The 19,657-nt window shown below is 44.5% G+C and carries 22 protein-coding genes and 1 pseudogene; 7 read left to right on the forward strand and 16 right to left on the reverse strand.

Features of this window, described 5'->3' with window-relative positions:
- Nucleotides 1–199: 199 nt before the first annotated feature.
- The 7 genes from RBH91_RS12470 to RBH91_RS12500 form a co-directional block, all read right to left on the reverse strand.
- A complete protein-coding gene (locus tag RBH91_RS12470) occupies nucleotides 200–997 on the reverse strand; it encodes a class I SAM-dependent methyltransferase (protein ID WP_307891803.1) in 798 nt (265 codons plus the stop codon).
- Nucleotides 998–1,034: 37 nt separating this feature from the next.
- Entirely contained in the window at nucleotides 1,035–1,469 is a 435-nt protein-coding gene (locus RBH91_RS12475; protein ID WP_076762918.1) for a BrxA/BrxB family bacilliredoxin, read from the reverse strand.
- An 87-nt stretch (nucleotides 1,470–1,556) separates the two neighbouring features.
- Complete coding sequence (gene ilvD, locus RBH91_RS12480) at nucleotides 1,557–3,233, reverse strand: dihydroxy-acid dehydratase (RefSeq protein ID WP_076762920.1); 1,677 nt, start codon at nucleotides 3,231–3,233, stop codon at nucleotides 1,557–1,559.
- A gap of 368 nt (nucleotides 3,234–3,601) precedes the next feature.
- Nucleotides 3,602–4,741: a conserved virulence factor C family protein gene (locus RBH91_RS12485; RefSeq protein ID WP_307891804.1), complete on the reverse strand. Its 1,140-nt coding sequence runs from the start codon at nucleotides 4,739–4,741 to the stop codon at nucleotides 3,602–3,604.
- A 59-nt stretch (nucleotides 4,742–4,800) separates the two neighbouring features.
- A complete protein-coding gene (locus RBH91_RS12490) occupies nucleotides 4,801–5,442 on the reverse strand; it encodes an HD domain-containing protein (protein WP_307894733.1) in 642 nt (213 codons plus the stop codon).
- Nucleotides 5,439–5,918 (reverse strand): glutathione peroxidase, encoded by a 480-nt coding sequence (locus tag RBH91_RS12495; RefSeq protein WP_307891805.1) that lies wholly within the window; start codon nucleotides 5,916–5,918, stop codon nucleotides 5,439–5,441. Before RBH91_RS12495 ends, RBH91_RS12490 begins: the two co-directional genes overlap by 4 nt.
- Before the next feature lie 14 nt (nucleotides 5,919–5,932).
- Complete coding sequence (locus RBH91_RS12500; protein WP_307891806.1) at nucleotides 5,933–7,612, reverse strand: formate--tetrahydrofolate ligase; 1,680 nt, start codon at nucleotides 7,610–7,612, stop codon at nucleotides 5,933–5,935.
- 150 nt (nucleotides 7,613–7,762) lie between these two features.
- Between RBH91_RS12500 and metA the strand changes: the two genes are divergently transcribed.
- The gene (gene metA / locus RBH91_RS12505; RefSeq protein ID WP_076762932.1) at nucleotides 7,763–8,671 is read left to right on the forward strand and encodes a homoserine O-acetyltransferase MetA; all 909 of its coding nucleotides are present in this window, start codon (nucleotides 7,763–7,765) and stop codon (nucleotides 8,669–8,671) included.
- Between the two features lie 293 nt (nucleotides 8,672–8,964).
- A complete protein-coding gene (locus RBH91_RS12510; RefSeq protein ID WP_307891807.1) occupies nucleotides 8,965–10,116 on the forward strand; it encodes a diglucosyl diacylglycerol synthase in 1,152 nt (383 codons plus the stop codon).
- A 53-nt stretch (nucleotides 10,117–10,169) separates the two neighbouring features.
- Here the strand turns inward: RBH91_RS12510 and RBH91_RS12515 are convergent, their stop codons facing one another.
- On the reverse strand, nucleotides 10,170–10,859 hold the full coding sequence (locus RBH91_RS12515) for an AIM24 family protein (protein ID WP_076764054.1): 690 nt from the start codon (nucleotides 10,857–10,859) through the stop codon (nucleotides 10,170–10,172).
- A gap of 286 nt (nucleotides 10,860–11,145) precedes the next feature.
- On the opposite strand from RBH91_RS12515, the gene cspD reads away from it, so the two are divergent.
- Nucleotides 11,146–11,346, forward strand: coding sequence for a cold-shock protein CspD (gene cspD / locus RBH91_RS12520; protein ID WP_076764051.1), 201 nt, complete (start codon nucleotides 11,146–11,148; stop codon nucleotides 11,344–11,346).
- Nucleotides 11,347–11,401: 55 nt separating this feature from the next.
- Here cspD and RBH91_RS12525 read toward each other — a convergent pair whose 3' ends face one another.
- Nucleotides 11,402–11,584 carry a hypothetical protein gene (locus RBH91_RS12525; RefSeq protein WP_003182837.1) on the reverse strand — a complete coding sequence of 61 codons (183 nt, stop codon included), beginning with the start codon at nucleotides 11,582–11,584 and terminating at the stop codon, nucleotides 11,402–11,404.
- A gap of 159 nt (nucleotides 11,585–11,743) precedes the next feature.
- On the opposite strand from RBH91_RS12525, the gene RBH91_RS12530 reads away from it, so the two are divergent.
- Nucleotides 11,744–12,010: a DUF2564 family protein gene (locus RBH91_RS12530; protein ID WP_076764049.1), complete on the forward strand. Its 267-nt coding sequence runs from the start codon at nucleotides 11,744–11,746 to the stop codon at nucleotides 12,008–12,010.
- Between the two features lie 36 nt (nucleotides 12,011–12,046).
- Here RBH91_RS12530 and RBH91_RS12535 read toward each other — a convergent pair whose 3' ends face one another.
- Together RBH91_RS12535 and RBH91_RS12540 are read right to left on the reverse strand one after the other, a co-directional pair.
- Nucleotides 12,047–12,232 carry a zinc-finger domain-containing protein gene (locus RBH91_RS12535; protein ID WP_307891808.1) on the reverse strand — a complete coding sequence of 62 codons (186 nt, stop codon included), beginning with the start codon at nucleotides 12,230–12,232 and terminating at the stop codon, nucleotides 12,047–12,049.
- A pseudogene (locus RBH91_RS12540) lies at nucleotides 12,225–12,906 on the reverse strand (reverse transcriptase-like protein). Before RBH91_RS12540 ends, RBH91_RS12535 begins: the two are co-directional and overlap by 8 nt.
- Nucleotides 12,907–12,981: 75 nt before the next feature.
- Here RBH91_RS12540 and RBH91_RS12545 point away from each other — a divergent pair.
- Genes RBH91_RS12545 through sspL form a run of 3 tightly spaced genes read left to right on the forward strand, consistent with a single transcriptional unit; the run spans nucleotide 12,982 to nucleotide 14,251 of the window.
- A complete protein-coding gene (locus RBH91_RS12545; RefSeq protein WP_307891809.1) occupies nucleotides 12,982–13,683 on the forward strand; it encodes a queuosine precursor transporter in 702 nt (233 codons plus the stop codon).
- Nucleotides 13,673–14,071, forward strand: coding sequence for a reverse transcriptase-like protein (locus RBH91_RS12550; protein WP_307891810.1), 399 nt, complete (start codon nucleotides 13,673–13,675; stop codon nucleotides 14,069–14,071). Before RBH91_RS12545 ends, RBH91_RS12550 begins: the two co-directional genes overlap by 11 nt.
- Before the next feature lie 42 nt (nucleotides 14,072–14,113).
- Nucleotides 14,114–14,251 (forward strand): small, acid-soluble spore protein L, encoded by a 138-nt coding sequence (gene sspL / locus RBH91_RS12555; protein WP_006636336.1) that lies wholly within the window; start codon nucleotides 14,114–14,116, stop codon nucleotides 14,249–14,251.
- Between the two features lie 12 nt (nucleotides 14,252–14,263).
- On the opposite strand, the gene RBH91_RS12560 is transcribed toward sspL, so the two are convergent.
- The 5 genes from RBH91_RS12560 to fbpC form a co-directional block, all read right to left on the reverse strand.
- Complete coding sequence (locus RBH91_RS12560) at nucleotides 14,264–15,151, reverse strand: 5'-3' exonuclease (protein WP_307891811.1); 888 nt, start codon at nucleotides 15,149–15,151, stop codon at nucleotides 14,264–14,266.
- A gap of 93 nt (nucleotides 15,152–15,244) precedes the next feature.
- A complete protein-coding gene (locus RBH91_RS12565) occupies nucleotides 15,245–15,394 on the reverse strand; it encodes a hypothetical protein (RefSeq protein ID WP_094777376.1) in 150 nt (49 codons plus the stop codon).
- A gap of 78 nt (nucleotides 15,395–15,472) precedes the next feature.
- The gene (locus RBH91_RS12570) at nucleotides 15,473–15,742 is read right to left on the reverse strand and encodes a YpbS family protein (protein ID WP_307891812.1); all 270 of its coding nucleotides are present in this window, start codon (nucleotides 15,740–15,742) and stop codon (nucleotides 15,473–15,475) included.
- 62 nt (nucleotides 15,743–15,804) lie between these two features.
- Nucleotides 15,805–19,374, reverse strand: coding sequence for a dynamin GTPase (locus RBH91_RS12575; RefSeq protein WP_307891813.1), 3,570 nt, complete (start codon nucleotides 19,372–19,374; stop codon nucleotides 15,805–15,807).
- Between the two features lie 143 nt (nucleotides 19,375–19,517).
- Complete coding sequence (gene fbpC, locus RBH91_RS12580; protein ID WP_076764032.1) at nucleotides 19,518–19,607, reverse strand: Fur-regulated basic protein FbpC; 90 nt, start codon at nucleotides 19,605–19,607, stop codon at nucleotides 19,518–19,520.
- Nucleotides 19,608–19,657 lie beyond the last annotated feature (50 nt).

The following is a 19,657-nucleotide window of genomic DNA, read 5'->3' on the forward strand; positions in this document are numbered from 1 at the left end:
TTTTCAGTCATTCAATAAACAATGGACATGAAAAGCAAAAGCGCCTTTTCTTTTTTCGCTAAAACGTTTACAATCAAAGATGAAAATTCCAAAACTGGGAGTGATCCTTTATGGTAGAAGGGCTTTTAATCACAGCTTCATTAATAACCCTCGCTTATTTTATTGTCATGGAAATCGCAGACTAAAAAAACCCAAGGGTTTAACACCTTGAGCTTTCATCGTTCGGCTTAGCTTCCAAAACCCCGTAATGAAACAGGGCGGTTTTTCGTTTTTGCACGCGAAAACCGTATCTCTCAAATCGCGCACTCTTCCAGTGGTCTTTCAGGACCACTCTTTTTCTGGCTACCCGAAGGGCTTCTTTCAAACTTGCGGAAAGCGTAAAATCAGAGTGCGCCAGTTTTCTTAAAGGAGCGATGCCGTCAGATTCTTTGATTCCTTCATCAAACATCGGATCAAAATAGACGACATCTGCTGAATCATCATCAAGCTGATTGAGGTATTCAAAACTGTCCTCAGACAGCACCTGAATCCTTTTCATGGCTTCATTCATAGGTACAAGATCCGTTTCCCATGTCTGGAGCCCTGTTTTAACAAGGAAGGCCAGGAGCGGGCTTTTTTCAATTCCGCGGACTGTTCCCTCATCACCGGCGGCCAAACTCGCAATGATCGCATCTGAGCCGAGCCCGAGTGTACAATCAAGCACCTTGTCGCCCGGCTCAATTTGAGCCGCTTCGATAAACGGATCTGCTTCCCCTTTTAAAAACCGCTTGGCGCGAAACATCGCCGAGTTGGGATGAAAGAAAAACTTTTCTCCATCCGTGAAATAAAGCTCAAAACGCTCTTTCCCGACCACGAGAACCTGATCTTGTTCAATCTGCTGAATTTGATAGATCGGCCGTTTTCTCCGTTCGGAAAAACGGCCATTAAGCGTCCGGCTGATGTTTTTTGCTGTGAATACGGTCTCCTCTGAGGGTCTGTAGCTTGTTGTGATAATCATATTTTTCTCCGTAAAAAATGCCCTTCCAGAGGGCATGTTAACAATGTTTTTCAAAAGCGTCCGTGATGTTTTTCATAATCTCTGTCATCTCACGGCCTTCAATTTCTTCACGCGGGATGAAATGAACGACTTCTTTTCCTTTCAGCAAAGCCATGGAAGGAGAAGAAGGTTCAAATCCTTCAAAATATTCCCTCATCTTTGCCGTCGCTTCCCGGTCCTGCCCCGCGAATACGGTAACGGTCTGATCAGGTCCGTTCTCGCTCCCTGAGACAGCCTGAACGGCGGCAGGTCTTGCCAGTCCAGCGGCACATCCGCAGACTGAATTGACAACGACGAACGTTGTGCCTTCGGAAGCTTCCATGAAATTCTCCACTTCTTCTTCGGTTGTTAACTCCATAAAGCCGGCCTGCACCAATTCCTGACGCATTGGAGCAACGAGCTGGCGCATGTATTCTTCATAAGCTGTTGACATATAAAAGCCCCCTCTATAAACCTTTGACTACTGATGTCAAGGATACTATAGAGGGGACGGAATTTCAAACGTCCTAAAGAAAAAGCCTTAAATCTTCATGATGCCGCCTGTATTGGCAGAAGTGACGAGTTTGGAATAGCGGGCAAGGTAGCCTGTTTTCACTTTAGGCTCAAAACCCGGCCAGTTTGCTTTTCTTTTTTCCCATTCGTCATCAGAAATCTCAATATTCAAGATCCGTTTTTCGATATCCACCACAATATGGTCGCCGTTTTCTACAAATGCAAGCGGACCGCCTTCGGCTGCTTCTGGGGAGGTGTGGCCGATGGAAAGGCCGCGGGAAGCTCCTGAGAAACGGCCGTCTGTAATCAAAGCGACCTTAGGACCGAGTCCCATTCCGACGATCTGTGAAGTCGGCGCAAGCATTTCAGGCATACCAGGCCCGCCTTTAGGACCTTCATAACGGATGATGACAACATCTCCTGCTTTGACTTTGCGATTGATGATGCCATCGAGCGCCTCTTCCTGAGAATCAAAGACAACAGCGGGACCTTCGTGCCGGGTAATGCCGTCCTGGACGCCTCCCGTTTTAATGATCGCTCCGTCAGGCGCCAGGTTGCCGAATAATACGGCAAGCCCGCCCTGCTCTGAAAACGGCTCATCGATTGGATGAATGACCCCTGAGTCTTTCACTTCGTGGCCGGCAATGTTTTCTCCGAGCGTCTTTCCCGTAACCGTCAGCGTATCTAAATGAAGCGCGCCTTCTTTTTTCGACAGTTCGTTTAAGACCGCTGATACGCCGCCTGCTTCATGCAAATCTTCGATATACACATCAGATGCAGGCGCGAGTTTTGATAAATGCGGAACCCTTGCCGCAACATCATTAATCCGTTCAAGCGAATAGTCGACACCTGCTTCATTGGCGATCGCAAGCGTATGAAGAATCGTATTCGTCGATCCGCCAAGCGCCATGTCCAGAGCAAACGCGTTGTCAATCGCTTTTTCTGTAACAATATCGCGCGGTTTTACATCTGAGCGGATCAATTCCATCAGCTGACGTGCCGATTGTTTGGCAAACTCTTTTCTTTCCGGAGCCGTCGCTAAAATGGTGCCGTTGCCTGGAAGTGCGATTCCCAGGGCTTCAGAAAGGCAGTTCATCGAGTTGGCCGTGAACATTCCTGAGCAAGATCCGCAGGTTGGACATCCAAACTGTTCAAGCTCCTGCAGCCCCTCTTCATCGATTTTGCCAGATTGATAGGCGCCTACACCTTCAAATACAGAAGAAAGCGAGATTTTCCGCCCGTCGCTAGTTCTTCCCGCTTCCATCGGTCCTCCGCTGACAAAAACGGTCGGAATGTTGACCCGCATCGCCGCCATGATCATGCCCGGCGTGATTTTGTCACAGTTTGGAATACATACCATCCCGTCAAACCAATGCGCTGAGACAACTGTTTCAACGGAATCTGCGATGATTTCACGGCTTGGAAGGGAATACCTCATGCCGATATGCCCCATTGCAATTCCGTCATCGACTCCGATCGTGTTAAATTCAAACGGCACGCCGCCGGCTTCCCTGATCGCCTCTTTGACAATTTTTCCAAACTCCTGCAAATGGACATGACCCGGTACGATATCAATATATGAGTTGCAAACGGCGATAAATGGTTTGCCGAAGTCCTCTTCTTTTACCCCTGCCGCACGTAACAAACTGCGGTGCGGCGCTCTGTCGATTCCTTTTTTAATCATGTCACTGCGTAAACCTGTCATGGTGATCCTCCTAAACCTTCGTTTTTACATTCTATATTTTCTGAATATTCAGTTTTAAAAACTGTCTATCAACCGCTTCTTGGACTGACATTCAAGATGGCAGCTGTTATGACATCCATTTGCCAATCATTCCCCATTTATCAGAACCTCCACATTCCATATGATTGCTAACTACTATATATATTTTCAGACTGTTTTTCAACAATATTCGAAATATTTTTATAGAAAAAGTGATATTTTATAACAAGACACTGGTTTTTTTCAGAGATCATCCAATAGCCATTGCCCGTGTTTAACGATTGATGGGGAATGCTTCCAAAATCTCTTCTGAATCCATAAAAAAGACGCTGTTTCCAGCGTCTTTGTTTTTAACCGTTTTCTTTCATGCGGCTTTCCGTCATTTGCTTCCAAACGGATCCTTTCGCTTCTTCACCATGTTCAATCCGTTCAATCGCCATTTTGATCTGCAGGCTGACTTCGAATTCCGGATCATTTTCAGCCTCTTTTAAAGCGGGAAGTGCACTTTCATCGCCGACTTCGTATAAAAACATGGCTGCCCTCCAGCGGACGAGCTTGCTCGGATCTTTCAAAGCTTTGATCATTGCCGGGATGGCTTCGGGATTTCCGATATCTGACAGACAATCCCCCGCCGTTCTTCTGACGGTAATCGTTTTGTCTTCCAGCGCTTTATATAGGAGCGGAAGAACGTCAGGCGTTTCGATCATGCCTAAATAAACGACGGCCTGTCTTCTGATGGATGTTTTCGGATCATCGAGCGCTTTTTGAAGCACAGGAATGTCCTCCTCCTTCGGATCCATTTGTTCCAAATGAGCATAGCGCTTTTGCCAATCTTCCTCATCAAGCATACTAAGCGTCACTTTGTAAGATGTTCGCTGCACGGTATGCCTTTTCGCTTCCGTATCCTGTGAGGCGGCAGATTCCGTTAGTTTTCGCAGCCGTTCGTCATCATAAGCGGCTTGGAGTTCTTCTGTCACTTCACGGCCGATTTCGGAAAAATCGCCGAATCTGACTCCCTGTTCCTTCCAAGAACGCTCAAGCACGACATTGGAAGATGCCGTTTTGAGCTTTAGAATCGCCTCCTGAAACCGCTCAGGCATGCCAAAACGCTCCTCGCGCTCACCGTCAGTCAATTTGACCTGCATCGGAATGCCGCTGAACATTTGCACAAATACCTTGACCTCACCGAATGATTCTTTTTCTTCGGAAGCTGCACCGCTTTCCTCCCCATCATCCATTCCGAATGCAGAACGAACCGCCGGAAGGATGTCTTTCCAGTCGAATCTGGCATTTCGTTCTACAGCCAAGAAGTCTGCCACATGGTAGACGCCTTTTACCCCATCTATGTTTAAAACCTGCTGAATGACGGGAGGCGCACCTTCAGCCTGGTCTTTTTTGTAGTTATTGCTTTTTCCGCCGGGCAGTTCTTCGGTCAAAATTACCTTCATCGTATTTGGACTTGGCGTCGGTTCTATTGATTTAATTTTCATGATTGTCCCCCTCTGTTAAAAGATCAGGGTCTTATTCTACCATAACCCCTACTCTTGATCTATAAAGGCGGTTTGCCCGTCATAGAGCACTCATTTTTCAGTTCATTCAGGAAAGTAAGCATCAGATCATGCCTTTTTTCAGCGAGCGTTCTGCCGGTTTGAGTATTCATCAGATTTTTTAAATGAAGAAGTTTCTCATCAAAATGGCTCGCCGCAGAAGGAATGTTTTTTTCAGAAGCCTCCTCATCATACAGCAAATGGCCTTTGGCGCCCGCATACATGAATGCCCTGGCAATTCCGACGGCACCGATCGCATCAAGCCGGTCTGCGTCCTGTACAGCCATTCCTTCTTTTGAAAGCTCTGTATCTTTATATTTTTCTCTATCTCTGAAGGACATTCTCGTAATGATGCCGAGGATTTTCTCGGCAGCCTCTCTCTCTACATTCCATTCTGAAAAGCGGCTGGCCAGTTCCCTGAGCGGAACCCGGTGCTTTTCGGACAGTTTCTCATCAATCAAATCGTGTACAAGAGCGGCTGCTTCTGTAATAAACAGGTCTGCGCCTTCCTCTTTTGCAATCACAAGGCTCAAGGAGCGGACCCTTGAAATGTGGAGCCAATCATGTCCTGTGCCTTCATGTGCGAGCTTTTCCTTTACCCACTTTGCCATCCGGCTGATCTGTTGCTCTTTTTGCCGATTCATCCCAGCCATTTTTGTATCGTCTCTTCCATTTCTTTAGGATTGGTCTGCGGAGAAAAGCGCACAACGGTCTCTCCTTTTTGATCGACGAGAAACTTTGTAAAATTCCATTTGACCGTTTTGATTCCGAGCATCCCTTTTGCCCGGTTTGTTAAATGCCGAAACAGCGGATGTATCCCACTCCCTTTGACATCGACTTTGGCAAACATCGGAAAAGTCACTCCGTAATTCAAACTGCAGAATTCCTCGATGTTTTTTTCATCGCCAGGTTCCTGATTCATGAATTGATTGGATGGAAAGCCCAAGACCACAAGCCCCTGGTCTTGATATGTATCATACAGATCTTGGAGCTGTTTATACTGCGGCGTGAACCCGCATTTGCTGGCTGTGTTGACGATCAGAAGAACCTTCCCTTTATAAGGCTTAAGCGTCGTTTCCTCGCCTTTTATCGTTTTGACGCTGATATCATAAATCGACATGCCGATCCCTCCTATTAGAATAACCCTTTTGCCCTGCCGTTTTCATCCACATCCATTTGAAGTGCGGCTGGACGCTTGGGCAGTCCCGGCATCGTTAAAATGCTGCCGGTCAGGGCCACGATAAAGCCGGCGCCTGCAGACGGTTTTAATTCGCGGACGGTAATGAAAAAATCTTTCGGCCTTCCGGTTTTCTCCGGATCATCTGATAATGAATATTGGGTTTTCGCAACACATACAGGCAAATCTCCTAAACCGTTCTTTTTAATCTCCTGAAGCTGCTTTTTCGCCTTTTCTGTAAGCTTTACTCCTTCAGCTCCGTAAACGATGCGTGAAACCTTTGCTAATTTGTCCTCGACCGAGTCGGTTAATTCGTATAAATAAGAAAACTGATGATCTTTATTCTCCAGTACATGGATGACTTCCTTGGCAAGATCCAGCCCGCCTTTTCCGCCCTCTTCCCACACATTGCACAAGGCAGCGGGGTGGCCGTGGTCCCTGCACCAGCCAAGCACGGTTTCAAGCTCTTTTTCCGTATCATGGACAAACCGGTTGACGGCTACAACATATGGGAGGCCGAAGGCGGAAATCGTTTCGATATGTTTTTCAAGGTTTTCGATTCCTTTTTTCAGTGGCTCTAACCCTTCTTTTTTCAAATCTTCAGCTGATGCTCCGCCGTGCATCTTCAGGGCTCTTGCCGTGGCCACAATCACGACCGCTCCCGGCGTAAATCCGCCCGCTCTCGTTTTGATATGCATGAATTTTTCAGCCCCTAAATCAGCGCCGAAACCCGCTTCAGTGACGACATAATCAGCAAGCTTCGCAGCCATTTTCGTCGCGATCAGGCTGTTTGCCCCGTGGGCGATGTTTGCAAACGGCCCGCCGTGAACGAGCGCAGGCGTTCCTTCAATCGTCTGGACGAGATTCGGCTTGATCGCGTCTTTTAGGAGCAGGGCGAGTGCGCCTTGCACCCCGAGCATCTCGACTGTTACCGGTTTTTGATCAGCAGTGTAGGCGACGATCATCGCTGCCAGGCGTTTTTTTAAATCATCCAAGTCTGTGGCAAGGCATAAAACGGCCATGATTTCAGAGGCCACCGTAATGTCAAAGCCGTCTTCACGTGGAAATCCGTTCGCTTTGCCGCCCAGGGCGATGACGGTTTCACGGAGCGCCCTGTCATTAAGGTCAAGGGTTCTTTTCCAGACAATTTTTCTGATATCAATGTTTAATTCATTTCCTTGGTGAATATGATTGTCAATAAAAGCGGCTAAAGCGTTGTTCGCGGATGTAATCGCATGCATATCACCGGTAAAGTGAAGGTTGATGTCATCCATCGGAAGAACCTGTGCATAGCCTCCTCCTGCTGCACCGCCTTTTAAACCCATAGTCGGTCCGAGAGACGGTTCTCTCAGCGCAACAATCGATTGCCTGCCAGCCTGCCAGAGCGCCTGGCTCAGCCCGACGGTGACGGTTGATTTCCCTTCACCGGCCGGAGTCGGGTTGATGGACGTCACCAAAATCACTTTTCCGTCAGGTTTATCTTTTAAGCGCTCAAATATTTTTAAAGAAATTTTCGCTTTCGTGCAACCAAAACACTCTAATTCTTCGTCATCTATAGAGAGTTGCCGAGCCACTTCAGCAATCGGTTTTAAATCAGTGCTTTGAGCGATTTCAATGTCTGATAAGCGGGATTTCATAAAAAAGAGAAGCCTCCTTTTGGATATCACATGATGGGTTTCCATATTTTTCACATACTTCTTTCATTGTAACACAATTCACACATTGAAATATCGCCAAAAAGTTCCTATAATGAAGAAAAATCAGCGGAGAAAACCGGAGGTGGCGTGTTGCCTATCAACATACCTATTGATTTGCCAGCAAAGCAGATTCTTGAAAGTGAAAATATTTTCGTCATGGATGAAAAACGGGCTTTCCATCAGGACATCAGACCTTTGAACATCGTGATTCTCAATCTGATGCCGCAGAAAATCAAAACGGAGACACAGCTTCTCAGGATGCTCGGAAATTCTCCTTTGCAGGTATATTTCACTTTTTTAATACCGTCTACACACACGCCAAAACATACACCAAGGCAGCATTTGGAACAGTTTTATACAACTTTTTCTTCGATCAAGGACAAAAAATTCGACGGTATGATCATTACAGGGGCACCGATCGAACATCTGGCGTATGAAGAAGTGTCCTATTGGAAAGAGCTTCAGGAAATCTTGGACTGGAGCAAAACAAATGTCACATCAACGCTTCACATCTGCTGGGGGGCGCAAGCGGGGCTGTATCATCATTACGGCATCCGCAAAACCAGGCTGCCAAAAAAGGCATTTGGCGTTTTTGAACACAGAATCTTAGAAAAGAACGAAAGATTGGTCAGAGGGTTTGAAGAATTCTACTATGTCCCGCATTCCAGGCATACAGATATAAATATGGATGATTTAAAAGCCGTTCCCGATTTAAAGGTGCTCAGCATATCTGATGAAGCAGGCGTTTGTTTAATTGCTTCAAAAGATGAAAAACAGGTTTTTTTGACTGGACATCCTGAGTATGATACCGATACTCTTAAAGAAGAGTATGAAAGAGACCTATCCAGAAACTTAAAAATCGATCCGCCTGTTCACTATTTTAACGAAGGAGCGAACGGCACAGTGCCCGTCAATCGCTGGAAAGCCCATGCTGCTCTTTTGTTCATGAATTGGCTGAACTATTACGTCTACCAGGAAACACCGTATGAGTGGAAATGAAATTCTCATGCTCTGGTCTGATGCAAGATATACAAAATGTGATAAAATACAGTTGGGTTAAGATTCCATAAAAAGTTTTGGACAGCGTCCATTTTGTTTCGGACGAATTTCCCCGGAACAAGGAAAGTTCCAGCATCCATTGTTTTCCTGTCGATCCAAACTTTAAAAATACCTTAATTTTTGTTCATCATTTATAATTAAAATAATAATTATGGTATGGTATGATTGGACATTGACTCCTGTTATTTTACTATTATAGCTCTTGTTGTTTGAATTAATTGAGGTGAATATGTTTGAATACCAACAAAAATATATTAATTTTGACTGCAAATTACGGAAATGGCCATGTTCAAGTAGCCAAAACGCTCTACAAAGAGTGTGAAAGGCTCGGTTTTAAGAATGTAACTGTTTCGAATTTGTATCAAGAATCAAATCCGATTGTGTCTGATATTACCCAATATCTTTACCTGAAAAGTTTTTCAATCGGAAAGCAGTTTTATCGCCTTTTTTACTATGGTGTCGATAAAATTTACAATAAAAGAAAATTTAATATTTATTTTAAGATGGGAAACAAGCGGCTTGACCAGCTGGTTAAAAAACATCAGCCCGATATCATCATCAATACGTTTCCGATGATCGTCGTGCCTGAATATAGAAGAAGAATGGGTAAAGTAATACCGACATTTAACGTCATGACTGATTTCTGCCTTCATAAAATTTGGGTTCACGAACACATCGATAAATACTATGTGGCGACTGATTATGTGAAGGAAAAACTGCTGGAAATCGGAACTCACCCAAGTCATGTCAAAATCACAGGCATCCCGATCCGCCGGCAGTTTGAAGAAGAAATGGACAAAGAAAAGATCTATGCTAAGTATCAGCTTTCTTCAGATAAAAAGATCTTGCTGATCATGGCGGGCGCCCACGGAGTTCTTAAAAATGTAAAGGAACTGTGTGAATCCCTCGTGACGAAAGAAAACGTCCAAGTCGTAGTCATTTGCGGAAAAAACACGCTGTTAAAAACTTCATTGGAAGAGATTGAAGCCATGCATCCTGAAAAACTGAAAACGCTCGGATATATCGAAAGAATTGACGAGCTGTTCAGGGTCGCAGACTGCATGATCACAAAACCAGGCGGAATCACACTTACAGAAGCAACCGCAATCGGCGTACCTGTCATCTTGTACAGACCGGTGCCCGGACAGGAGAAAGAAAATGCCTTGTTCTTCGAAGACAGAGGCGCTGCCATCGTCGTAAACCGTCATGAGGAGATCCTTGAATCCGTCTCTTCCCTTTTGGCAGACGAACAGAGATTAAACGAAATGAAAAAGAATATTAAAAGTCTGCACTTATCCAATTCATCTGAAGTCATCTTAAACGATATTGTTGAGCAGTCTGAGATCATCATGAATAAAAAGCAGGCTGTAAGGGCTCTATCCTAAGCGCCCGCTAAGAAAAAAACACTTGTTTCGGCAAGTGTTTTTTTCTATTGGATTTAAGACTCCGCATAATACACTTCTTCATATGGCTGAACAACCACAAATCCGGTTCCTGAAAACTTCATTTGGATCGATTCGCCGCTTCCCCTGCCGATGAAAGTCTTGAACGAAACATCTGTGACGAATTCAGGCTGAAGACCACCCGACCAGGCCACAGTAGCGTTTGGATCAGTATAAACTGGACTGCCCGGCGAAACAATCAGGGTGAGCGGTTCATAATGGCTTGTGATCGCCGCCATCCCCGTACCTTCAAGTTTGATGTTAAAAAGGCCGCCGGCAAGCATGCCTGAGATTTTTTTCATGAGCTTGATGTCCCACTTGATAGCCGGCTCAAATGCCAAAAGATCATTTCCATTCACAAAAATGGCATCATCATTCAGATTTAAAATGGATATCTTTTTCCCCTGGTCAGCGAGGTACAATTTCCCGTCCCCTTCTGCCTTCATCAGTGAAGCGCCTTCCCCGCTGAATACTTTTTTCATCATGCGTCCAAGCCCATGCTCAAACACGCCTTCACGTTCAAATTTGATTTTCCCCCTGTAGGAAATCATTGAACCGGCTTTTGCCCATACTTTCCCATCAAGATTGACTTCAAGCAGGCGCGGTGTTTCAAGTTCAAACAACCCTTCCCCTTTATCTTCCTGCTTGGTTTTTTCGACAAATTCATTAATCGAATAACGATTCATGGTTATCACTCCTATTCCTCTTCATAAATTTACGGTTTTCTTATATACGGATGGACGCATTTGTTTGTTTCGTTTGAATACGGGGAAAATGAGCATGAATAGCCATAAAATTGAAAACGATTTCAACAAAATTCCTAAAAACAGCATAAAAGTTCATTTTTTTCTCTTGACAGCTTGACGCGTCCTTGTAGATAGTGTATAGTGAAACCATCATTTAGCAGAACACGCTAGATGATGAAAATTTTTTTTAGCACTTTGTGCTACAGTACTAGGAGGATTAAGCAATATGCAAAATGGTAAAGTAAAATGGTTTAACAATGAAAAAGGCTTCGGCTTCATCGAAGTTGAAGGCGGAGACGATGTATTCGTTCACTTCACTGCAATCGAAGGTGATGGATACAAGTCTTTAGAAGAAGGACAAGAAGTTTCTTTCGAAATTGTTGAAGGTAATCGTGGACCTCAAGCATCTAACGTTGTAAAGATTTAACAGACTGAAGACAAAATGAGACTTCAAAATAAGAGGAGAGGCATTTATGCCTCTCCTATTTAATTTTCAGCTGAATTTCAATGGCCAGAATATTTTGCTTCAGCCTTTGTTCGATTTCCTCAATATTCTTCTCCAAAGAGGGGCGGCCCTTTTTCGCAATATCAACAAGCTGTTCTAGATCTTTATATACCTCCACAAATGTCTTGTGAAGGACGGTTTGCAATTCATTGCTTTCCACTGTCACAGGCTCCTTTTTTATAAGATACCTAAAATAGTAATATTGACTTATATTTTTCAGGTTCAATAGTTATATCGGATTAATTTTATTATATTTGTTCTTTTTTTGCACATAATATTGCCTGTTTTTATAAAAAATAATCACTGGAGGTGTATGATCATGAATTCAGAACATCGCGGGGACATCAAAACGGGGTTTAATCAGCGAAAGCAGCTTGAATTAGCCGTTGAAACCGCCCAAAAAACGACGGGCATGGCGACAAGACAAAACAGCTCCACCTTGCTGAAATCGGCTTATCAATCGATTGAAGACGCCAGACAGCTCTCACAGGCTGAAGAATTATCCGCATTGGATGAAGCCTTTTTAAATCAGCAGCTGGCGATATTGAATGATTGTCAGCACCAGCTTGATGAAGCACAGCATTAAAAGCAAAAAAACCGCATTTAAGCGGTTTTTTGTCTGTCAGTTTTTATTTGTCAGCACTTCTCCATACGTGCGGAGCTTTTCTCCGACTGTGCATGTTGAAATGCAAAATGCATGGGCATACGTTTTTCCGTATTCTTTTCTAAAATGTTTTTTGATAAAACACCCTTCACAATAGGTATCCTGCAAATTTGTCAGTTCCTTAAAGATCTCCTTCTTATCCAAGGTTTTCATCTCCGTTATTTGTCTAGTTTCATGCGGCTTTCCACAATGGTATGCTCAAGCATCTTTTTCGCAAGCTGATCCGCTTCCTTATTGTCTTTGCGGCTGATTTGGATATAGGTCGGCGTGAGCTTTAATTTATGGAGCTGCTTTTCGATTTTGTCCAGCCATTTCGAGTGAACCGGGTCATAACACGGCCAGTTTCCTTCGAGCTGGTTCAATACGACAAGCGAATCTCCTTTAATGACGACAGAATTTCTGCTGGCGCCGAGGTCTCTCAGCTCGTTTACAGCTTCATAAAGAGCAGCATATTCCGCTTCGTTGTTCGTCGTCAGACGAAAGCTTTTATTCTTTCTTAACCGATACATTTCCCCGCCGAGAGAATAATAAATCACGATGCCCAAACCGGCAAGCTGGCTTTCTTTATCATAGCTCCCGTCAAAAAACACCGTGATTTCATCAGGTTCATGCGCCAGTTCTTCTTTTAATTTTTCAAGTTCTTTCAATGTCCAGAAGCTTCCCTTCTCATCCTCAAACTCAAGCTCTGTGACATATGGATTTTGAGAAAACTGACGGCCGAAAACCACGGCATCTTTTACTTCTATCCAATCGTCAGCCGTAAAAGAAACGGATGCAGATGCCTTCATTTTTATTTTCATGCATGCTCTAAGTTTCACAAAATCACCTTTATTCAAATGATGGCTTGATATGCTATAATCTAAACAGTTTATTCAGAAAGGAAGTACCTGTTCTTGTTTAATGAGATATTATGGATTAGTTTTGCGATCATTAATTTTATCATTGTTCTCTTCTTTTTTAAACGATTTGGCAAAACCGGTTTATTTGTCTGGATCGGATTTGCCACAGTCGCAGCCAATATTGAAGTCGCGAAAACAGTCGAGCTGTTCGGCCTGACCTCAACACTCGGCAATATCATGTACGGCAGCGTATTTTTCGCGACCGATATCATCAATGAAAGATACGGCAAAAAAGAAGCGAAAAAAGCCGTTTCTCTTGGTTTTTTCATCCTCATCAGCCTGACTGCCGTCATGCAGGGAGCACTCCTCTTTGAGCCGAACCCGGAAGACATCGCACAGCCGGCGCTTGAGACGATATTCGGATTTTTGCCGCGCGTTGCGCTCGGGAGCCTGCTTGCCTATATCATCAGCCAAACACTTGATGTTTATGTATATTCGGGGATCAGAAGGTTATTTCCTTCCGATCGTGCATTATGGCTGCGCAACAGCGGCAGCACAGCTGTCAGCCAGCTTCTCGATACATTCATTTTTACAAGCGTCGCCTTTATCGGCACATATCCGTTTGATGTATGGGTGGAGATTTTTATCACCACTTACGCGTTAAAATTTGTCGTTGCTCTTTTCGCAGCACCTTATGCTTATGCTGCCAAAAAGATCACCCCTTTGGATGAAAGGAGTGAAAAAAATGCCTGTTGAAGTGTATGTTGATGGAGCAAGCGCCGGTGATCCAGGCCTTTCCGGACTGGGCATCTTTATCAAAAATGGCGGGAAATCTGAATCGTTTTCCCTTCCCGCCGGCCGCTTAAGCAATCACGAAGCTGAATTTATGGCGCTGATCGAAGGGATGAAGCTCTGTGCTGAAAGACAGTATCGGATTGTTTCGTTTCGTACCGATTCTCAGATCGTTGAACGAGCGGCAGATTTGGAATTCGTTAAAAACGAGGCGTTCAAGCCTTATCTTGCTGACATTCTCCGCTTAAAATCCCATTTTGATTTGTTTTTTATTAAGTGGGTCCCTTCAAAAGCAAACCAGACAGCGGACAAGCTGGCAAAAAAAGCGATTTTGCTGAATCAATCCGAGTAAAAGCTTCTCCCTTTGAGCATGATAAGTCTTGAGGTGGTTAATGTGGAAAAGCAGAAGCCTGCCGGGAAAGGGCGTCTGACCGGCGGTGTCACTCCGCAGGGAGACATTGAAATGAACCGGCACACCGATCCAAAAACCGAGCTTGAAAACCGTGCGAAAAAAAGCAATACAAAACATTAGAGAGATCGATTTTTAGCCGATCTCTCTTTTTTCCATTTTCGCAAGCAGCGGCTCAATTCCTCTGATCTGATGCAGCCTCAGCATGTTTCTGGCCCTGTCATGCGATAACGTAAAATCCGCTTCTTCCAATGAGCAGGAAAGCGGAACATCACATTTGATTTCAGCAAGTATTCTTGACAGTTTCAGGTCTTCGAGATTTTCTGTTATTTTCGTTTGCTGGCCTTTAGTCAGCCGGCTTACGTTTTCAAGCAGCTGTTCAATGGTCGAATATTCCCTGATCAGTTTGTAGGCCGTTTTTTCGCCGATCCCTTTAACACCTGGATAATTATCGCTCGGATCCCCCATCAGCGCTTTAATATCGATCAAAGCCAGCGGCTCGATGCCGGTTTCCTCCATAAAGGTTTCTTTCGTATACACTTTGTAGTTGCCGATGCCTTTTTGCATCAATGCCACTTTGACAGTCCCTTCCAAAAGCTGAAGCAGATCTTTATCTCCTGTGACGATTGTAATGTCCGCTTCTTCACGGAACAGCGCTGACAGCGTACCGATGCAGTCATCCGCTTCAAATCCTGCGAGGCCGATATTCAAAACGCCCAGCTCTTCTGCGGCTTCTTTTGCCATGTCAAATTGCGGAATTAATTCAAGCGGCGGCTCGCCGCGGTTTGCTTTATAATCCTTAAATAAATCATTTCGGTATGTTTTGCTTCCCATATCCCAGCAGCAGACGACATGACTCGGTTCAAACGCCGTCACTGCGGTCAGCAGATGTTTCAAAAAGCCGTGAACACCGTTTGTGGGAATTCCCTTGTCATTCATCATAAAATTGCGGTGAACCGCTGTCGCAAAGAATGACCGGAATAACAGCGCCATCCCGTCAACAAGCAGCAACTTCTTTTTCATCACGAAAACTTCCTTTCATCATACAATGCACCTATTGTACCACAGGAGCAAAAATGATGAAAACAGCGTCAAAGGACGCTGTTTTGAATGTCTTTATTTTTCATGTTTTTTCTTGTTTGAGATCATCTTTGCAGCTTCCATCTGCGCATAAGATTCGGTAGAAAACTCGGTATTAAAGCCGTTTTTCTTTTTGGCGTTGTTGTTTCGCTGCGCATTTGCATTGCCAAGCTTTGTTCTTCCCATTGTCCTTCACCTCCAGCGGGCGGTTCAGGTCTATTGTTTGCAAAAAGGCCCGAATCCACTCACGGAAGGATCAGCCAACTATTGGCCGGCGTTTTTTCGGCTGACGTATTCCTCGACCATTTCTTTAGAGACCAGCCGTCTTTTCGGGACGATTCCTTTCTTGGACAGCTCATTCATTTTCACTGTAATTTGATTGATGCGGTCTGTGGAAAATGGTTCTTTTCGTTCACACTTGGCAACGGCCTCGTCTATCGCTTTTTCACGTTCCTGTTCCAGGAGAACGAACTCGCTTATTTGCTGGTGCTGTTTTTTTGAATGTGCAGTAATCGCTTCATGAACGTTTGTCATCGTTTTAAATCCCTTCTTTTTTATTCAGTCTACCATGCTTTTGGTGCAGCCACCATCAATGGTTATGATTCAATCTCACGGAGCCATTTGTTTGCAGCGGTATATGCCTTTTCGATGTTATCCCTGTCACCGCTTTCCAAAGGCTCGTGAAAATACGTTTCTTTTTGCTCCTTGATCTGTTCCGCAGCTGTTTGAGATACGGACTTCTGCAAAAGTTCGGCGCTTTTTTGGCAGCGGCTGAAAAAGGCCTGTTTTTCATGTCGAATCCAGCCGGCCGTGATGTCGGAAAGCTTTGAAGCGAGCGATTCGATCAATCTCGCCTTTCCATTTTGCTGAAAAAATGCTTTTGGAGTTTTGAATTTTTTCAGCTCATCAGCAAATGCTCTTTCATCTGCTGCAGCCTCAGCCGTATCCCAGCTGTCTGTTTGAGGAGGCTCTGGTGCGATATGAACAGAAAAGTAAGCATTATCAGCCAGCTTTTGCCGGATTGTCCCTGCCCACTGTTCATCAGCATACTTAACCACCATGTTTTCAATCCGAATGTCGAGCGCTTTTAATTCCTGCAAAAATTCAAATTCATACTCTTTCAGACAGCTTTTCAAGGCTTTTTGCAGATTATCCTGCCAATTCCCGTTTTGCAGACCGGGATGAATGGCTGCTTTAAACAAATCGTGCGCATAATAAGAAAGACGCTGCCTCATATAATAAAATTGCTCTTCAATATCCTTTTCGGTCAGCTGAAAAATGGAAGATCCCTTATTTACCTCATCAATGGCGGAGCATGCTGCTTGAAAAGCTTTCTCGATTTGCTTTTTCTCCGCTTCCTCCTCTTTGACGGAACGGTGCAAAGAACGGCGGAGCTGAATCACTGTATCACAAAGCTTTTTGCCTTCATATAGCAGCTGATCGACAGCCGCTTTTGTCAAACCGTTTTCGATAAATTCATCGAGCTCTTTCTTAAGGCGGCTGAAATCATTGAAAGGCGATGATTTTCCGCTCAGTTCCTGTTTGCTAGAGACATGGTAAAAATGCGGGTTTTGAATCCCTTCTTTGAGCAGTTCTCCCCTTACGTAGGCTTCAACCGTTTCCAATTCGCCGGCACTTTCCGCAAGATCTGCCGCGTTTAGAATAAAAAACATTTTATCCATGCTGAAAGCGTCTTTGATTAATCCGAGCTTCCGCAAAAACGACCGGTCCGCTTTTGAAAACGCATGCTGATAGTAAGTTAAGTAAAGGAGGGCGTCAGCGTCTTTCATGTACTGAAAAGCGAGCTCAGTATGCCGTTTATTCATACTGCTGGCGCCCGGCGTATCGACGATTGTAATCCCTTTATTCGTGACAGGTGAATGTAAATAAACGGTTACTTCACGGACGGCGCAAGCCGTCTCCTCTTCGGCTACATATGGCTCAAGTTCGCCCGCGGATATTGTTAATATGTCCTGGTCTGCAATATATTGGCCGAAGCGTTCATATGCCTTTAGAAAGTTCTCTGTGATGATGCGTTCATCATGATGAAGCATGCCTTTTTGCAATAGTTTTTCGAGCTTCTCGACAAGAGTTTTGCCTTTTATTTCCGACATTTTCCCATCTAAAAGCTGATCCAGTTCGGCGGTGATCTCCGTTTCTGTTTTAAACGTCACATCAGCCGTCCCGTCTTGTTTTGTTCCCTGTGGTTTTGTGATTTTATTAATCGTCGCCGTCGTCGGTGTCGGAGATGACGGAAGGACTTTTCGTCCGCAAAGCGCGTTTGCAAAAGAAGATTTGCCAGAGCTGAAAGCCCCGAAAAGCGCCAATGTAAACTGTCTTGAATGAAGCCGCTCTGTTTTTGCCAAAAATGCTTCCCTCTGCTTGTTTAAGACCGGGATGCCCTCTAAATACCGGGCGAGATTCTCAAACAGTGCCATATATTCTGAAACGCTCTTTGCATCTCTTAATGTCTGCTCAGGCCTGTTTTGTTCATGAAGATTCATGCTGTCATCAGCCGTTTCGGTTTCAAGCGGTTTTTGCAGCGCTATTTTTTCGGCCGCATACCAGTCTTCCGCTTGACCGCCGTCATCCCTCCCGTTTTCCCATTGATCCCAGATCAGATTCGCTTTTTCATATGATAGGCGCTGCTCTGTCAGCCGTTCTTCCAATCCGGAGAGAGCCGCTTTCTCCTTTTCATACTCGGCTTTTGCCGACTCAAACTTGCGCTCTTCCTTTTCTGCTATGAGGCTTTTGAGCTGTTCAAGGAGCGGCTTGGCGCTGCCTTTCGCCTCTCTTCTGATGTTTTCGGCCAATTCCTTTGTATAGTTCAACACATATTCAGGCGTAAGTTCCGCTCCTTTTTTCAGTGAACGAAGCAAATGGGTTTCATCGATTTTTGTGCTGAATTGAAGGATGTGCTGCAGCAGTTGATCACTCTTTATTTCAAATCGGTTCATAAACGTTTTACACGCTTCAATGATATGCCAGTCGATTTCAGCCTGAACCCTTTTTTGGACGTCTGCAAGAAAAGCTTCTTTGCGCTTATCTTTTTCCTCAAGCGTTTTTGTTTTACTAAAAATAAATCCTTTTTTAAAGCCTTTTTCGCTTGATTCCAAATATGACTTCGCAAGCTCCCTCATATCAAACGGGGTCAAATTTGCATTTTTGATGATGGTCTGCACTTCTTTTTGAAATGATTCCCCCGTTCGTTTTTGTTGCTCTGCTGATTCGGCCAGCTGCTCTTCCAGCGACTGGACTTTTTCGGCCAAAGAAGCGGCTTCCTCAGATAAGGATGAATCCCCATCACTGATGAGCATCTCAACATGCTCATCAATCAACCGTGTCACTTTTTGCTCCGTGTATGTGAATAATTGCAGCTCCGTTTGATTTTGCAGGCGTTTCAGCAATTCACGCAGCCGGGTGAATTCATTAAGCGGATGATCTTTTTCTGTGACAGAGGTAAAAAAGAGATACTCTTCACTGATTCCCTCTTTTAGCAGCATATCAAGGACCTGTTTTTTATAGCCTTGAAAATCTGTTTCTGTTTCATCATGACGGTCAATTTGGTTGACGACGAAATAAATATTCGGAATTTTCCCTTTTATTAAACGAAGAAAATTCACATTTTCTTCAGAATGGACATGGTTATAATGCACAACATAAAACAGTGCATCTGCCTGGTGCAAAATAGATGATGCCGACAGAAAATGAGCATCATCTGTGGAATCGATTCCAGGTGTGTCGATCAGAACGGCTTGTGGCGCTATCCCGGAAAATGGCCCTTCGATTTCCACCATTTCGATTTGGCTCCCATCCTTACAGTACGCCTGCACTTTCTGTTTATCATAAGCGCCCTGCAACTCGGCGTATCTGCCGTCTGTCGTATGAAGCGCTGTTTTCAATTCTCCGCGGCGGACCATGACGAGATTCGCGCTCGTCGGAATCGGACTTGCCGGTAAAACGTCTTCCTGAAGAAGCGTGTTCAGCATAGAAGATTTTCCTGCTGAATAATGGCCGGTAAAAGCGATGTACACTTCTTTGTGCGTCCATTTTCGGATGATCCCCGCCAGCTGGGCTGCCCGCATTTCATCCCCGTTTTTCTTCAACTCGCTGAACACAGCTCCGGCTCTTTTCATGAGATCGTCTTTTGTGTTTATATGTGCCATGATTCCTACCCCTTTTAAGCGTTGTTTTATATATTCAGCCCCTTTCCCCCATTTTACACAACATTTGTGTATTTTTGTTCACAATTGAAAGAAAACATGAAAAAAGCTGCCTTCATAGCAGCTTGAATTCATCTCTATTTATTTTATGCGGAACGTTTTGCGATTCCTTTTAGCACAAATCCAATCAATACGCTGTATGTACAAACAGCTGCGAGCAGAAAAAACATCGTCATAAATGTTCACCATCCTATAATGAGAATGCTTTTCATTACCATTATACATA

The sequence above is a fragment of the Bacillus swezeyi genome (assembly GCF_030908325.1).
GTDB lineage: Bacteria > Bacillota > Bacilli > Bacillales > Bacillaceae > Bacillus > Bacillus swezeyi.